The organism is Collinsella sp. AM40-7AC (assembly GCF_003468125.1).
Classification (GTDB): Bacteria; Actinomycetota; Coriobacteriia; order Coriobacteriales; family Coriobacteriaceae; genus Collinsella; species Collinsella aerofaciens_O.
In genome coordinates this window covers 72,602-88,969 of the sequence record NZ_QSGK01000007.1, presented here as the reverse complement: position 1 = coordinate 88,969, position 16,368 = coordinate 72,602, and the positions used below count along the sequence as shown (strand labels likewise).

At 61.8% G+C, this 16,368-nt stretch carries 14 protein-coding genes; all 14 read left to right on the top strand.

Going from position 1 to position 16,368, the window contains the following annotated elements:
* The first annotated feature begins 2 nt into the window (after window positions 1-2).
* The 14 genes from lepB to tsf all read left to right on the top strand — a co-directional run bounded on the left by lepB (window position 3) and on the right by tsf (window position 16,320).
* Window positions 3-566: a signal peptidase I gene (gene lepB, locus DW892_RS07310; RefSeq protein ID WP_117766667.1), complete on the top strand. Its 564-nt coding sequence runs from the start codon at window positions 3-5 to the stop codon at window positions 564-566.
* Between the two features lie 59 nt (window positions 567-625).
* Window positions 626-1,537, top strand: a complete 912-nt coding sequence (locus DW892_RS07305) for a glycine--tRNA ligase subunit alpha (protein WP_117639937.1) — start codon at window positions 626-628, stop codon at window positions 1,535-1,537.
* A gap of 3 nt (window positions 1,538-1,540) precedes the next feature.
* On the top strand, window positions 1,541-3,637 hold the full coding sequence (gene glyS, locus DW892_RS07300) for a glycine--tRNA ligase subunit beta (RefSeq protein ID WP_117639935.1): 2,097 nt from the start codon (window positions 1,541-1,543) through the stop codon (window positions 3,635-3,637).
* A gap of 34 nt (window positions 3,638-3,671) precedes the next feature.
* The gene (locus tag DW892_RS07295; protein ID WP_117766665.1) at window positions 3,672-4,547 is read left to right on the top strand and encodes a pyruvate, water dikinase regulatory protein; all 876 of its coding nucleotides are present in this window, start codon (window positions 3,672-3,674) and stop codon (window positions 4,545-4,547) included.
* Window positions 4,548-4,873: 326 nt separating this feature from the next.
* The gene (gene ppdK / locus DW892_RS07290; RefSeq protein WP_117766663.1) at window positions 4,874-7,624 is read left to right on the top strand and encodes a pyruvate, phosphate dikinase; all 2,751 of its coding nucleotides are present in this window, start codon (window positions 4,874-4,876) and stop codon (window positions 7,622-7,624) included.
* Between the two features lie 210 nt (window positions 7,625-7,834).
* Complete coding sequence (gene rplS, locus DW892_RS07285; protein ID WP_006236098.1) at window positions 7,835-8,176, top strand: 50S ribosomal protein L19; 342 nt, start codon at window positions 7,835-7,837, stop codon at window positions 8,174-8,176.
* Window positions 8,177-8,269: 93 nt separating this feature from the next.
* Complete coding sequence (locus DW892_RS07280) at window positions 8,270-9,058, top strand: ribonuclease HII (protein WP_055250018.1); 789 nt, start codon at window positions 8,270-8,272, stop codon at window positions 9,056-9,058.
* A 189-nt stretch (window positions 9,059-9,247) separates the two neighbouring features.
* Complete coding sequence (locus DW892_RS07275; protein ID WP_117766661.1) at window positions 9,248-9,733, top strand: YraN family protein; 486 nt, start codon at window positions 9,248-9,250, stop codon at window positions 9,731-9,733.
* Window positions 9,733-11,256 carry a YifB family Mg chelatase-like AAA ATPase gene (locus DW892_RS07270; RefSeq protein ID WP_117766659.1) on the top strand — a complete coding sequence of 508 codons (1,524 nt, stop codon included), beginning with the start codon at window positions 9,733-9,735 and terminating at the stop codon, window positions 11,254-11,256. The genes DW892_RS07275 and DW892_RS07270 overlap by 1 nt, the downstream gene beginning before the upstream one ends.
* Window positions 11,253-12,188, top strand: coding sequence for a DNA-processing protein DprA (locus tag DW892_RS07265; protein ID WP_316242606.1), 936 nt, complete (start codon window positions 11,253-11,255; stop codon window positions 12,186-12,188). The genes DW892_RS07270 and DW892_RS07265 overlap by 4 nt, the downstream gene beginning before the upstream one ends.
* A 14-nt stretch (window positions 12,189-12,202) precedes the next feature.
* Window positions 12,203-13,540, top strand: a complete 1,338-nt coding sequence (gene trmFO / locus DW892_RS07260; protein WP_117766657.1) for a methylenetetrahydrofolate--tRNA-(uracil(54)-C(5))-methyltransferase (FADH(2)-oxidizing) TrmFO — start codon at window positions 12,203-12,205, stop codon at window positions 13,538-13,540.
* A complete protein-coding gene (locus tag DW892_RS07255; protein WP_117766655.1) occupies window positions 13,537-14,457 on the top strand; it encodes a tyrosine recombinase in 921 nt (306 codons plus the stop codon). Before trmFO ends, DW892_RS07255 begins: the two co-directional genes overlap by 4 nt.
* Before the next feature lie 219 nt (window positions 14,458-14,676).
* On the top strand, window positions 14,677-15,405 hold the full coding sequence (gene rpsB, locus DW892_RS07250) for a 30S ribosomal protein S2 (RefSeq protein ID WP_006236109.1): 729 nt from the start codon (window positions 14,677-14,679) through the stop codon (window positions 15,403-15,405).
* Window positions 15,406-15,450: 45 nt separating this feature from the next.
* The gene (gene tsf, locus DW892_RS07245; protein WP_022094736.1) at window positions 15,451-16,320 is read left to right on the top strand and encodes a translation elongation factor Ts; all 870 of its coding nucleotides are present in this window, start codon (window positions 15,451-15,453) and stop codon (window positions 16,318-16,320) included.
* Window positions 16,321-16,368 lie beyond the last annotated feature (48 nt).

Genomic DNA, 16,368 nt, shown 5'->3' with positions numbered 1-16,368 from the left:
GAATGGTTCCATCGCAGCATTCCGCGTTGAGGGGCGCCTTTGAGTGGATCGCGGTCATCGCAATCGCGCTCGTGGCCACCTTCCTGATCCGCACCTTTGTGGTCGAGCCCTTTGTGGTGCCCACCGGCTCCATGGAGTCCACGATCGAGATTGGCGACCAGATCTTGGCGCAAAAGGTGAGCCTTGAGCTCGGCCAGCCCGTCAAGCAGGGCGATATCGTGGTGTTTCACAACCCCGATGGCACCTCCGAGCACGATGTTCTTGTCAAGCGCGTTATCGCCACGGCCGGCCAGACGGTCGATTTGCAGGACGGTCGCGTGGTCGTTGACGGCCAGGCGCTCGATGAGGACTATACGACCGGCATGAGCTGGCCGCTTTCGGTCCAAGCGCCTGGCGCCCAGGTGAGTTATCCCTACACCGTTCCCGACGGGTGCTTGTGGGTGATGGGCGACAACCGCGAAAACTCTGCCGACTCGCGCTACTTTGGTCCCGTCGATCGCTCTGATTTGATCGCTGTGGCGCTTGTGCGCTACTGGCCGCTCAACCGCATCGGCGCTATCGACTAAAAACCGCTATAGTACAGTACCTAACCGTGTAATCGTTTCGACGAGGGGATATTAGAGGCATGAACGCTTCATCGCTTTCCTTCCAAGACATCATCCTGCGCCTCCAGCAGTACTGGGGCGAGCAGGGCTGCGTCATTATGCAGCCCTATGACTCCGAGGTCGGTGCCGGTACCTTCCATACCGCGACCACGCTGCGCTCGCTCGGTCCCGCCGAGTGGCGCACCTGCTATGCGCAGCCCTGCCGCCGTCCCGCCGACGGCCGCTACGGCGAGAACCCTAACCGCCTGCAGCACTACTATCAGTTCCAGGTGCTCATCAAGCCCTCGCCGGTCAACGCCCAGGAGCTCTACCTGGGTTCGCTGGCCGCCATTGGCCTGGACCCCAACGACCATGACGTCCGCTTTGTCGAGGATGACTGGGAGAGCCCAACCCTGGGCGCCTGGGGCCTTGGCTGGGAGGTTTGGCTCAACGGCATGGAGGTCACGCAGTTTACGTACTTCCAGCAGGTGGGCGGCATCGAGGTCGACCCCGTGCCCGTCGAGATCACCTATGGCCTGGAGCGTATCGCCATGTATGCCCAGGGCGTCAACTCCGTTTACGACCTGGTGTGGAGCTACCTGCCCGACGGTACGCCCATGACCTATGGCGACGTGTTCCTCGAGAACGAGCGCGAGTTCAGTGCTTATAACTTTGAGGTCGCCAACGTCGAGATGATGCGTCAGAAGTTTGACGACTACGAGGCCGAGTGCCATTCCTGCCTGGAGCGCAAGCTGCCGCTGCCAGCGTATGACTGTGTCATGAAGTGCAGCCACGCTTTCAACCTGCTCGATGCCCGCGGCGCCCTGTCCGCGGTCGAGCGTGCCAACTACATCCTGCGCGTCCGCGCCGTCGCCAAGGCGTGCTGCGAGGCCTATATGGCCGAGGTCGCCGGAGTCAACGAGAATGCCGACCAGGAAGGCGAGGTGGCGTAAGCCATGGCAGACGCTAAGGATTTCCTGTTTGAGATCGGTACGGAGGAAATGCCCTCCGCACCGCTGAACAATGCTGTCAAGCAGCTTGGCACCATGATCGCCAAGGGCCTCGACGAGGCCGGTCTGGCCCATGGCGAGGTCCGCGTGATCTCGAGTCCGCGTCGTCTGGCTGCGCTCGTGGCCAACGTCGCCACTGCGACCGATGAGGTTCACGAGGTCAAGCGTGGCCCTGCGGCCAACATCGCCTTCGACGCTGACGGTAACGCCACCAAGGCCGCCCAGGGCTTCGCCCGCAAGTGCGGTGTGGCTGCCGAGGATCTGGTCCGTCGCGAGGACACCGACGGCCGTGAGTACGTCTTTGCCGAGAAGAACATTCCTTCCGCTCCGGCTACTCCGATCCTGACGGCCCTGTGCGAGAAGACCATCGCCGGCCTGCAGTGGCCCAACTACCGTAGTCAGCGCTGGGGCCACGAGCACGCCACCTTCGTGCGCCCGGTCCGCTGGATCTGCTGCCTTCTGGGCGAGGATGTTGTGCCCGTGTCGTTTGCCGACGTGACGAGCGGCAACACTACGCGCGGCCATCGCGTGCTTGGCCCCGGTGACCACGTTGTCGCTAGCCCCGCCGCCTACGAGCAGGTGCTCGAGGACGCCGGCGTGCTTTCTGCCGAGCGCCGTCGCGAGGCGATTCTAGCCGGTATCGCCGAGGTCGAGGCTGCCCGTCCCGGCTGCCATGTCGATACGCCCAAGAAGGTCTTTGAGGAGGTTATCAACCTCTGCGAGTGGCCGACGGTGCTCGTCGGTACCTTCGATGAGGAGTTCCTCAAGGTCCCGCACGAGATCATCTGCGAGTCCATGCTCACCAACCAGCGCTACTTCCCGATCTATGACGGCGAGGGCAAGCTGACGCGTGAGTTCGTGGTCGTCTCCAACAGCAAGCCCGAGAATGCCGAGCGCGTGATCGACGGTAACGAGCGCGTCGTGCGCGCCCGTCTGGACGACGCTAAGTTCTTCTACGAGGAGGACCTGAAGATCTCCCTCGACGAGTTCCGTGAGCGTCTGTCCAAGGTTGCCTTCCAGGAGAAGCTCGGCAGCGTGCTCGCCAAGTCCGAGCGTATTGAGCAGCTCGCGCTCGCTATTGCCCGCGAGGCTCATTTGGGCGCCCATCTTGCCGCCGACGCTGCTCGTGCCGCGCACCTGTGCAAGGCCGACCTGGTATCCAACGCCGTCGTCGAATTCACGAGTCAGCAGGGCGTGATGGGCGGTTACTACGCCACCGCGATGGGGGAGAACGACGAGGTCGCCCACGCCATTCGCGATCACTATCGTCCCCGTTTTGCCGGTGACGAGCTGCCCGAGGGCACCGCTGGCTGCATCGTGGCCTGCGCCGACAAGCTTGATACCATCGCCGGTATCTTTGCCATCGGCGAGCCCCCGACTGGCTCCTCCGATCCCTACGCGCTGCGTCGTGCCGCTATCGGTATCATCAACATCCTGCGCGACCGTCTGCCGATCGATCCCACGTCGCTCATCGACTTTGCGCTCGAGCTCTATAGCGAGCAGGGCATTGAGTTCGACGCCGCCGAGGTCGCCCAGCAGGTTCGTGACTTCTTCCATGGCCGCCTGGTGAGCATGGCCCGCGACGAAAAGATCCCGGCCGATACCGTTGCCGCCGTCTCCGCGGTGCACATTATCGCCCCGTCCGTCTTCTTCGCCCGCTGCGCCGCCCTCGACGAGGCCCGCAAGAACGACGCTGAGACGTTCGACAACCTGGCGACCGCCTATGCCCGCGCCGCGCATATCTCCAAGCCTGAGCTTGGTGCGGAGTATGACCGCAGCCTGATGGGCGAGGTCGAGCTCGCGCTCGCCGACGCCTCCGAGGCCGCTCAGACCGCTGTCGATGCCGCCCTTGCTGTCGAGGACTACCCGGCCGCATTTGCCGCCCTCGCCGCCCTGCGCGCGCCCATCGACCGTTTCTTCGATGAGGTCATGGTCATGGACAAAGACGAGCAGCTTCGCGATAATCGCCTTAAGCTGCTCAACCGCTTCGAGGCCGTTTTCTCCGGCATTGCCAACATCGGTGAGCTTGCCCGCAAAAAGTAAGCCAGCCTGCGCATAAGCGCAAAAGGAGCCCCGCATGGATTGCCCGGTCACCGCTCGTCCCACCGTTATCGTTATCTCCGACTCGCTCGGCGATACCGCTTGTGAGGTGGTGCTTGCGGCGTCCGGGCAATTTGATGTAGGGGCTTTTCGCGTTTTGCGCCTGCCTAAGGTGACCTCCGTGGAGCAGGTCAAGTCATTTGTGGGGCCGCGCGTCGATGCCGACCATCGCGATATCGCCGTGTTCCACACCATCGTCGATCCGGCGCTTCGCGCCCGCGTGCTCGATTATTTGGGCATGCTGCACATTCGCTCGGTCGACCTGATCGGTCCGACGCTCGCCGTATTGTCGTCGCTCATCGGTGTGCCGCCCAAAGGCGTTGCGGGCGTGATTCACAAGACCGACGATCGGTATTTCCATCGTATCGAGGCCATGGAGTATTTCGTTGAGCACGATGACGGGCGCGGTTGCGACGATCTGTCGGGTGCCGATATCGTGCTGCTGGGTGTGTCGCGTACATCCAAGACGCCGCTGTCGATGTATTTAGCCTATCAGGGCTACAAGGTCGCCAATGTTCCGTTGGCGCATGGCATGGAGCCGCCCAAGTCGATTTACGAGGTTGACCCGATGCGCCTGTTCGGCTTGATTTCGACCGTCGATGTGATTTCCGAGATTCGCGATAGCCGCTTGGGCGACGACTACGCCCGCGCCGTCGCAGGCTCCTATGCCGAGCCTGAGTGCGTGCGCAGCGAGCTTGAGGATGCCCGTGCCCTCATGAAGCGCCTGGGCTGCTTTGTGGTGCGCACCGACGGCAAAGCCATCGAGGAAAGCGCTGCCGAGATCATTGCCCACCTCGAGGAGATCCAGGAAGCCAGAGCCCGCCGTGCCGCCCGCCGCGCTCAACAAAAGTAGCTCACTTGGGACAAGGTTGTTTGGGTAGCTAATTTGGGACGGGGCTCTTTTAGCTAACCAAAGAGAATACTTGGAATTAATGCTGATAAATGGTAAAGCGATTTAGCAAAAACATCGCATCCGACCTGCATTTTCCTTGTAGTGGTATCTTCATAAGGTAACCACCTTTACCTACCGTTTACCGCCGGTTTTAGCACGTTTACCAAACCGCGCACCCTCTGCTCAAGCCTGTCCAAAACCCGCCGTATAGTTCCCTCACGGCCCGCATCCGGCGGGTCGATTCGTTACCACGGTCGTGCGCGTAAGCGCATGGAAGGGGAAGTATCGTGAGCGATTGCAAGAGGGTTTACCGTTTTGGAACCGACGCCCAGGGCACCTGTGTCACTGAGGGCGACAAATCCATGAACTTCGTGCTTGGCGGCAAAGGCGCAAACCTTGCCGAGATGAGCCGCATCGGTCTGCCGGTTCCCGGTGGCTTTACCATTACCTGCCAGACCTGTGTCGAGTACTCCGGTGCCGGCAACGTCTGGCCCGAAGGCGCACTCGATGAGATCGTTGCCGCCGAGGCGGACCTCGAGGCCCGTTGCGGCAAGAAACTCGGCGATGCCTCCGATCCGCTGCTCGTGTCGGTTCGCTCGGGCGCTCCGTTCTCCATGCCCGGCATGATGGACACGGTCCTCAACCTGGGCCTCAACGACGATTCCGTCCAGGGCCTTATTGCGCAGACGCAGAACCCGCGCTTTGCCTGGGACAGCTACCGTCGCTTTATCCAGATGTTCTCCAACGTCGTCATGGGCGTCGACGCCGACCTATTCGAGAACGCTCTGACCCAGGCCCGCCTGGTCGCCGGCGTTCGTGTCGATTCCGAGCTTTCGGCCGAGGACCTGCAGGAGCTCGTCGAGACCTTTAAGGGCATCTTCTCCGAGAACGTCGAGGCGACCCTGTATCCCGAGCTTGAGGTTGCCGACGGCAAGCCCGTCTTCCCGCATGATCCGGAGCTCCAGTTGCGCCTTGCCATCCAGGCCGTCTTTGGCAGCTGGATGAACGAGCGTGCCTGCATTTACCGCAAACAGCACGGCATCTCTGACGAGCTCGGTACCGCCGTCAACGTCCAGGCCATGGCCTTTGGCAACAAGGGCGAGACCTCTGCGACCGGCGTCGCCTTTACGCGCAACCCGGCCGACGGCACCAAGGAGTTCTATGGCGACTTTTTGGTGAATGCCCAGGGCGAGGACGTCGTCGCCGGCATCCGCAACACTGAGCCCATCGCCGACCTCAAGACCACCCCGGGCCTCGAGTCCGCTGGTGAGGAGCTCGAGCGCGTGTTCCTGACGCTCGAGGATCATTACCGCGATATGTGCGATATCGAATTCACCATCGAGCAGGGTAAACTTTGGATGCTTCAGACCCGCGTGGGCAAGCGCACCGCTACCGCCGCGCTGCGCATCGCTATCGAGATGGTCGAGGAGGGCCTGATCACCCGCGAGGAGGCCGTGAGCCGCATCGATCCCGCGCAGCTCGATCAGCTCCTGCACCCGCAGTTCGACTCCTCCAAGAAGTACGAGGCCCTGGCCAGCGGCCTTAACGCCAGCCCCGGTGCCGCCGTGGGCGAGGTCGTGTTCTCGAGTGATGACGCCGTCGCGCGCGCCAACGAGGGCCACAAGGTCATTCTGGTCCGCTGGGAGACCAACCCCGACGACCTGAAGGGCATGGTCGCCGCCGAGGGCATCCTGACCAGCCACGGTGGCAAGACGAGCCATGCCGCCGTTATCGCCCGCGGCATGGGTACGCCCTGCGTTTGCGGCGTTGAGCGCTTCCACATTGACGCGGCAGAGAAGGTCGTGCGCATCGAGGGCAGCGACCGCGTGCTGCGCGAGGGCGATGTCATCTCCATCGACGGCACCCAGGGTATCGTCGTCGACGGCGCGGTCGACCTGGTCTCTGCAGAGCTCACCGGCGACCTGGACACCATCCTGTCTTGGGCCGATGAGATCCGTTTGGACGAGACCGACGGTCACGCCAACCACGTGCGCGTCAACGCCGACAACCCCGAGGATGCCGAGCTCGCGCTCGAGTTTGGCGCCGAGGCCATCGGTCTGTGCCGCACCGAGCACATGTTCCTGGGCGATCGCAAGAACATCATCCAGAGCTTTATCCTGTCTGACGATGAGGCCGTGAAGCAGCAGGCCCTGGCCGACTTGCTCAAGGTTCAGACCGAGGACTTCCTGGCGATGTTCAAGACCATGTCCGGTCGCGATGTGGTCGTCCGCCTGCTCGATCCGCCGCTTCATGAGTTCCTGGATAATCCTCGCGAGCTCGAGGTCGCCATCACCAAGAAGGAGGCCGCCGGCGCTCCCGAGGAGGAGCTCACTGCCCTGCGCGCCCGCCTGCGTCGCATTGACGGCATGGTCGAGTCCAACCCCATGCTGGGCTTGCGCGGCGTGCGCCTGTCCGTCGTCTTTGGCGATCTGCCGCTCATGCAGGTTCGCGCCGTCGCCACGGCCGCTGCCCGCCTTATCAAGGAGGGTGTCGACCCGCGCCCCGAGATCATGGTTCCGCTCGTTTCCATCACGGCCGAGCATGTCCAGACCCGCGAGGTTATCGAGCGCGTGATCGCCGAGGTTTCCGCCGAGGAAGGCGTCGAGCTCAATATTCCCGTGGGCACGATGCTCGAGCTGCCGCGTGCCTGCATGGTCGCTGACGAGATCGCCCATCATGCCGACTTCTTCTGCTTTGGCACCAACGACCTCACCCAGACGACCTTTGGCTTCTCGCGCGATGACGCCGAGGCCAAGTTCATCCCGCTGTACATGCATAAAAAGATCCTGAAAGACAACCCCTTCGAGACCATCGATGCGGCAGTGCTGGAGCTCGTGCGCTTGGCCGTCGAGAAGGGCCGCGCCACCAATCCCGACATGCACTTTGGCGTGTGCGGCGAGCACGGCGGCGACCCCAAGTCCATCAAGGGCCTGTTTAACGTGGCCGACGTGGACTACGTTTCCTGCTCGCCCTATCGTGTGCCCCTCGCGCGCCTGGCTGCCGCTCAGGCCAAGCTCGAGGCCAAGCGTTCCGCCTAGCGTTTAGCGTTTAGACGCCTAGCGTAGTCTCCCTTCATGCCGCCCGTCTCATTCGTGAGACGGGCGGTTATCATGTGCGGGTTTTGTCTTTTTGTCTGCGTAAAAAATTGTTCTTGCAGCAGAAACCCGCGCGTGTATACTCGAATACGTTTGTTCAACTACGTGCCGGCCAAGGTGGTACGGCACCTCTAGAAGAGTAAGGAATTGCACATGGATTACATCCGCGCAATCGAGCGTCAGCAGATCCGCGAGGACATTCCTCAGGTTCGCGTCGCCGACAACGTCAAGGTTCACTACCGCATTAAGGAAGGCGACCGCGAGCGCATTCAGGTCTTCCAGGGCGACGTCATCCGCATGGCCGGCGCCGGTGCCCGCGAGACCTTCACCGTCCGCAAGATGTCCTTCGGTGTCGGTGTTGAGCGTACCTTCCCGCTTCACAGCCCCAAGATCGCCAAGCTCGAGGTCGTTCGTCATGGTCGCGTCCGTCGCGCCAAGCTGTACTACCTCCGCGACAAGGTGGGCAAGGCTGCTCGCATCCCCGAGAAGCGCTAAGAAGATCGCAGCGTCTGTCCACTCGTTTGGACACAAGGGTCACCTTCGGGTGGCCCTTCTTTTTATCTGATTTGCATGCAAGGAGGGCCTGGTATGGCCAATATGACGAGCTCGGTTTCGGCATCGCAGGTTGCCGGTGAGTTGGCGAGCGCTACGTTTGAGGAGATCCCCGCCCTCGTGGAGCATTATCGCGAGGACCCGCGCCAGCAGGTGATCAAGGCTTGCGAGCGTGCTCTTAAGCGCCATGCCAAGGAACTTGCCGAGCGCGAGCGCGTCAATGACATGTACGAACTTATGCATGAGCTTGGCGGCGATGGGGTGGTCGTTGGTGTCGACGAGGTAGGTCGCGGATCGGTGGCCGGCCCTTTGACGGTATGCGCCGTCTGTCTTCCTATGGAGCCGCGCGTCTGGGGTATCAACGATTCCAAAAAGCTCACGCCCGCGCGCCGCGAGTTGCTCTCGGTGAAGATAGCCGAGGTGGCGACTGCCATCGGCTTTTGCCATATCGCGCCGAAGGATATCGATGAGATGGGCATGGCCCGTGCTATCCGTACTGCCGTTGCGGGCGCCGTGGCCGATACGGGACTTGAACCCGACTGCGTCCTCATGGATGGCAACCCCTTGGGCGCCGTTCCTAACGAGCGCGATGTGGTGAAGGGCGATGCCAAAATCGCCTGCATCGCCGCGGCGTCCATCATGGCCAAGGTCACGCGTGACGAGATGATGGTCGAGTACGACGCCGAGTATCCCGAGTACCATCTGGCCGAGTCGAAGGGCTATGCAAGCCCCGAGCATATCGAGGCCATTCGCAAACATGGACTTTGTCCACTGCACCGCGTGAGCTTTTGCGGAAACTTTCTGCAGACTGAGCGCCTTTTCTAGGTCAATTGTGGAGACAGGGACCTCAGGGGTTTTATAAACCTGCTGGTAGCGGGCCGTATGCAACACCATTGCTGCGTACGGCCCGTTTTTTGACGGCATTTGGTCAGCTTTTGGTTTGCTTCCGGTACTTACCCGCATGAAAGGTGCCCTCATCATCGGGGCAATGCAGTGTGCGGGAAAGGAGACCCCATGAGTGCCGCAAGCAAAAAGAGCAAGACGCAGCAACTCAAGGAGCGTTGGGAAAACGGCGAGCTCGACTGTGGGGCGATGACGCCCGACTTTATCAAGGGACTCAGTCCCCGCGAGCTGGGCATGCTGGGCGAGCTGATCACCATCGACTACTTTAACGAGCGCGGCTACACCTTGCTGGAGCAGGGTTATCGTTGCACCGAGGGCGAGGCCGATCTGGTGCTGCTCGATGAGCTCGACGATGTCGTGGTGATGGCCGAGGTCAAAACCAGACGAGTTGCACTGGATTGCAGCACGCGGGTCTTTCCCGAGGAGGCCGTGGACGCCCAAAAGCAACGCCGCTACCGCCGCATCGCAAGTTGCTACCTCATGGAGCATTATCCGCTCAAGGCGATTCGCTTCGATGCCGTGGGCGTCACCATTCGTGGCGGGCATATCGCCGAGATCGAGCATCAGTACAACGCGTTCGATTGGCAGGTGTCGTGATGGCGTTCGAGACGTTTGCCGTTCACGCGGCCTGCATCCGCGGCGTCGAGGCGATTCACGTCACGGTCGAGGTCTCGCTTGCCGGTGGCGTTCCGGGCATCCAGATGCTCGGCATTCCGAGCATGGAGGTGATGGAGTCACGCGGTCGTATTCGCTGCGCGATGCGCTCCGCCGGGTTCGAGATCCCGCGCTCGGGCATTACGGTCAATCTGGCGCCTGGCGATATTCGCAAGACCGGTAGCGGCTTTGATCTGCCCATCGCCATCGCGGTATTGGCGGCCGATGGTCAGATTCCCCGCGACAACCTCGATCGTTGTCTTATCGCTGGTGAGCTTGGCTTGGACGGTACGGTGCTTCCTGTCAAGGGCGAGGTGGCGTTTCAGCTATTGGCGCGTGATATGGGGCTGTCCTTTATCGCCGGCAGGTCCGATCAGCATGTGCCGCTTGCGGGCGTGGATTGTGGATTCATCGATCATTTGTCTCAGCTTGCCCATGGCATGGGCGATGCCGCGCGGCACTACTTGGATTCTGAAGTGCTCGAGGCGACCTTTGAGCCCGAGCTCGACTATGCCGACGTACTGGGGCAGGAGGTCGCCAAGCGCGGCATGGCGCTTGCGGCGGCAGGAGAACTCGGCTTGCTCATGATCGGGTCCCCGGGATCGGGCAAGACGATGCTCGCGCGTCGTATGACCGGCATCCTGCCCGAGCTTTCCGTTGAGGATCAACAGGAGGCGCTGTGCATCCATTCGGTTTTGGGTGAGAACATTGATGGCTTGTTGGCGGGGCACCGGCCCTTCCGCAGTCCCCATCACAGTATTTCGACCGCAGGTCTTATCGGCGGTGGGCGCCCGGTGCACCCGGGTGAGATCAGCCTTGCTCATGGCGGCGTGCTATTTTTGGACGAGCTTGCTGAGTTTCCCACGGGTGTGCTGCAGACGCTGCGTCAGCCCATCGAACGCGGCTACGTCAGGATCGTACGCGTCGACGGGGCTTTTACCTTCCCGTCGCGCTTTCAGCTGCTGGCTGCGAGCAATCCCTGCCCCTGCGGCTTTTTGGGCGATCGTGAGGTACCGTGTCGCTGCTCGGCGGCGATGGTCGAGCGCTATCGGTCTAAACTGCGCGGTCCTTTGGCCGACCGTATCGACATGATGATCGATGTGACCCGTCCCGACCCTCAGGTGATTATCGAGGGCGCGGAGGGTATGTCGTCAGCTGAGTTACGTGACTACGTTGTGCGCGGTCGCGCTTTTCGCGCTTGGCGCGAATCCCGTATGGACGATGCTGATGCCGAGGCCGAGGATGACGAGACACGGTCCATTGACGGCGTCGTTTCGACCTTTGAGCTCGATGATGCGGCGGAGAAGTGTGTGCTCGGCCTGTCGAAGCGCACACATCTCACGGGTCGCGGCATCGTGCGCCTGGTGCGTATCGCGCGTACCATCGCCGACGTCGCCGAGAGCGAGCAAGTGACGCAGGACCACGTGCTCGAGGCAGCGATGTACCAGGGAAGGAGGGACCAATGATGGCCGAGGGGACCTACGAGCTGCATCCAGGTGATGCGTTGTATCCCGAGACCGTTTTGGAGCTTTCTGATGTACCCCAGACGCTCTATGTGCGCGGCGACCCCGAGGTGCTTTCGACGCCCGCGCTCTCCATCATCGGCGCGCGCAAGGCCTCGCCGTATGGTCTTGCCGTGGCAGAGCTTGCGGCAAAGGTGGCGGTCGAGGCGGGAGTGACGGTAGTTTCGGGCGGCGCGGTCGGTTGTGACCAGGCCTCGGGTTGGGCTGCGGTCAACGCCGGCGGCAAACACGTCGTGGTGCTGGGGACGGGCGCCGACGTGGTCTACCCGCGCTCGAGCGCGGGGCTTATTATGCGCACGCTCGATACGGGTGGCGCGGTCGTGTCGATCTCTCCGTGGGGCATGGGCCCGCGCAAGTTTGCCTTTCCGCGCCGCAATCGCGTGATCGCGGCCCTGTCGCAAGCCCTCTTTGTTTCCGAGGCGGGTATGCCTTCCGGGACGTTTTCTACAGCCGAGGCTGCTATGGATTTGGGGCGCGAACTTCTTGTCGTGCCGGGGTCGATCCTATCGCCCGAGTCGCGTGGCACGAATTACCTCATTGCGAACGGTGCCTGCTGCATCATCGACGAGGAATCTATCGAGATGGCTATCTCACGCATCTACGGCACCCTGCGCTACTCGCGCCCCGATGCTCCCGGCATTGCCGACCTGGATCCAACACAGCAGACCGTGATGCATGCGCTCATCGCCTCTCCGCTCAAGGTCGACGACATCGCGGCGCTTGTCTCGCTCGATGCTGTCGGCGTACTCAAACTCTTGGGTTCGCTTGAACTCGAGGGCCTTATCGAGCGCATGATGGATGGAAGGTATGCGCCCTCCAAGTTTGCCCTTCACGCTCAGACACCCTTCGGTCACAATGGAAAACATGTCAATTAGAAAGGTGTTTGCAGATGCTGTTTGATCAGGTGACGGTTATCGGTGGCGGTCTGGCGGGTTCGGAGTGCGCGATTCAGCTGGCAGATCGCGGGTTCGCCGTAAGGCTGTGCGAGATGCGCCCCCAGGTTAGCTCCCCGGCCCACCATACCGATCACCTGGCAGAGCTCGTCTGTTCCAATTCGTTTAAGTCGACCCGTCCGGATTCCGCGGCTGGATTGCTGAAGGCCGAGCTTGAGCGCATGGGTTCAGTCCTGCTCGATTGCGCCCATCGCGCGGCTGTTCCCGCCGGTGGCGCCTTGGCGGTCGACCGCGTCAAGTTTTCCGAGTTTGTCGAGGCCGAGGTTGCCGCCCGTCCCAATATCGAGATCATTCACGGCGAGGTCACGCAGATTCCCGAAGGTCACGTGGTCATTGCCGCCGGCCCCTTGTGCTCGCCGGCGCTGAGCGAAGAGGTCATGAAGCTCGTCGGTGGCGACGCCCTTGCGTTCTTCGATGCCGCGGCGCCGATCGTCGATGCCTCCACGCTCGATATGGACGTGCTGTTCTCGCAGTCGCGCTACGAGGAGCAGGGGAGCGGCGACTATCTCAACGCTCCGCTCAATAAGGAGGAGTACGAGGCCTTTATCGAGGCGCTTACCACGGCTGACCGCGTGGTGCTCAAGGACTTTGAGGGCGGCGATCTGTTCCAGGCCTGCCAGCCTGCCGAGGAAGTTGCGCGCACCGGCAAGGACGCCATTCGCTTTGGCGCCATGAAGCCTGTCGGCCTCACCGATCCGCGAACCGGTCGTCGTCCCTGGGCGGCGATTCAGCTGCGTGCCGAGAATAAGGAGAAGACCGCCTATAACCTGGTGGGCTTCCAGACCAACTTGACCTTTGGCGAGCAGAAGCGCGTCTTCCATATGGTGCCGGGCCTGGAGAACGCTGAGTTCTTCCGCTACGGTGTCATGCACCGTAATACCTTTGTCGACGCCCCGCACGTGCTCGATGGCACCTTTGCCGTGCCCGGCACCGGCGTGCGCCTGGCCGGTCAGATCACCGGCACCGAGGGGTACATGGAAGCCGTGGCGACGGGTCTGCTCGCGGCGCTCAACACCTATGCCGAGGCTATCGGGGCCGCGGGCGTCGAGCTGCCGCGTGTGGGCGCCCTGGGTGCGCTCGTGGGCTATGCGACCGATCCTGCCACCGTGGGCTATCAGCCTATGCATGTCAACTTTGGCCTGGTGCCGCCACTCGAGGATGGTAAGCGCCGCAGCAAGCGCGACCGCTACCAGGCCTATGCGGACCGTGCGCTCGAGGCCCTTGATGCCTATCTGGCCACTCGCCCCGATTTGTTTGGAGGCGACCGGTCATAGCCTTTGACCTGTACGACACCGTCGACTCGTTTATCGCCTATATCTCACGTGTCGAGGGACTTTCTCCCAACACGGTGACGGCCTATGGCTCGAGGCTGGAGCGTTTTGCTGCCTGGTGCGAGCGTGAGGATATAGATGCTTTCGCTGCCGACGTGCGCACCATTCGTCGCTATCTTGCCGAACTTTCGCGTGAGCAGGTGGCTCCCCGAACGCTTGCGGCACACCTGTCTGCCATTCGCTCGCTCTATCGGTGGATGGCTGCCGAGGGGGTTGTGGAGGGCGATGTGGTCTCGGCAATTTCCTCGCCCAAGCTCCCGCGCGATCTACCCGGTGTGCTGACGACCCAACAGGTGGAGGCGCTGCTCAAGACGCCTGATACCTCAACACCCGCGGGACTGCGCGATGCGGCGATGCTCGAGCTGCTCTATGCCTCGGGCGCCCGTATCTCTGAGCTCGCAGCACTCAATGTGGAGTCCATTGTGTGGTCCGAACGCACGCTGCGCCTGTGGGGCAAGGGGAGCAAAGAACGTATCGTCCCTCTGTATCGTCGCGCGCTCGAGGCGACGCGTCTCTATATTGAGGAGGGGCGGCCGGAGTTGCTCGCTCAGGCAAAGCGCCGTGACCCCACTACCGGGCCGCATCCGCTGCTTATATCGGCGCGCGGTAATCGCATGAGTGCCGCCATGCTCAGGCGGCGGTTCCATACTCTGGCGACACTCGCCGGCATTCCGGCCGACATCGCCCCGCATGCGATGCGCCATACCTTTGCGACCGACTTGCTCGAGGGCGGTGCGGACCTGCGCTCGGTTCAAGAGCTGCTGGGTCATGCGAGCCTGTCCACGACGCAGATCTACACGCACCTCACGCCCGATCGGCTCAAACGTGCCGTGGCTCAAGCCCATCCCCGAGGCGAATAGTGGCTGGGACGTCCCGCGCCGCACTCAGGTGTGTGGTTTTGATTGCGGGTTGGCACGAAGATGCATTCCTGCTATCATTCATCGGGTTGCTTCACGGCAACATGTTTTTATCACGCACGCGCGGCTACTTCATACCGTGGTGCCCGGGCTTTGGTAGCACATGTCCGGGTTGGTTTTGGAGGATGACCCCGCGCGGAGGCAAACCACAGGAGGTTTAACATGGCTACCAAGATTAATATCCGCACCCTGCTCGAGGCCGGCTGCCACTTCGGTCACCAGACCCGTCGCTGGAACCCCAAGATGAAGCCGTTCATCTTCGGTGAGCGCAACGGCATCTACATCCTCGACCTCAAGCAGACCATCCTCGACGCCGACCAGGCCTACACCTTCGTCAAGAACGTCGCCAAGGGTGGCAACGTGCTGTTCGTCGGCACAAAGAAGCAGGCTCAGGAGGCCGTCAAGAACGCTGCTGAGCGCGCTAATATGCCCTACATCAACCAGCGTTGGCTCGGCGGTATGCTGACCAACTTCGTCACCATCCGCTCCCGCATCAACCGCATGGAGGAGCTCGAGGCCATGGTCGAGGACGGCCGCATGGCAGTGCTCCCCAAGAAGGAGCAGGCTGTGCTCGGCAAGGAGCTCACCAAGCTCCAGACCAACCTCGGTGGTGCCCGTGACATGAAGGGTCTGCCCCAGGCTCTCTTCGTCATCGACACTAAGCGCGAGGAGAACGCCATCAAGGAGGCTCAGCGCCTGAACATCCCCGTCGTCGCTCTGATCGACACCAACTCCGATCCCGACGAGGTCGAGTACGGCATCCCCTGCAACGATGACGCTATCTCTGCTGTCACCCTTATGTGCGAGCTCATGGCTGACGCCTGCCTCGCTGGCTCCGGCAAGGAGCAGGTCTCCGAGGCCGAGATGGCCGCTGAGCCCAAGGCCGAGTAAATCAGTCTTAGTTAATTCTTTTTCATCTCTTTGAAAGGAACCACAATGGCCCAGATTACCGCCGCTATGGTCAAGCAGCTCCGCGAGATGACCGACTCCCCGATGATGGAGTGCAAGAAGGCTCTCGTCGAGGCTGACGGCGACATGGACGCCGCTGTCGACGTTCTGCGTAAGAACGGTCTTGCCAAGGCTGCCAAGAAGGCTGGCCGTGAGACCAACGAGGGCGCTGTCGCCGCGTTCGTCTCCGAGGATGGCAAGACCGGTGCTCTGCTCGAGCTCTCCTGCGAGACCGACTTCGTTGGCTCCAACGCCAAGTTCACCGGCTTTGCTTCCAAGGTCGCTGAGGTTGTCGCTACCACCGAGCCTGCTGACGTCGACGCTCTGCTCGAGAAGCCGATGGGCGAGGAGACCGTTTCCTCCGAGCTCACCGAGATGATTCACATCATGGGCGAGAACATGAAGATCTCCCGCTTCGCTGCCCGCAAGGCCGAGAACGGCGCGCTCGCTTCTTACATCCACATGGGTGGTAAGATCGGCGTCCTCGTCGAGTTCGCCTTCGAGAAGGCCGAGACCGCTCAGGCTGAGTCCTTCAAGACCTTCGCTCACGATGTTGCCCTTCAGGTTGCCGCCGTCGCCCCGATCTGCGCTACCCGCGATCAGGTTCCGGCCGAGACCGTCGAGCACGAGAAGCAGATCTACATGGCCCAGGCTGCCGAGTCCGGCAAGCCCGAGGCTATCCAGGAGAAGATGGCTGTTGGCCGTCTGGAGAAGTTCTACAAGCAGTCCGTGCTCACCGAGCAGGAGTTCATCAAGGACAGCTCCCTCACCATCAAGAAGTACGCTGAGCAGGTCTCCAAGGAGCTCGGCGACACCATTACCGTCGTTGCCTTTGACCGTCTGGTCCGTGGCGAGTAAATAAGCTCTTGTAGCTGGTAATGAGCAGGCTGTGGGTTTTACTCACAG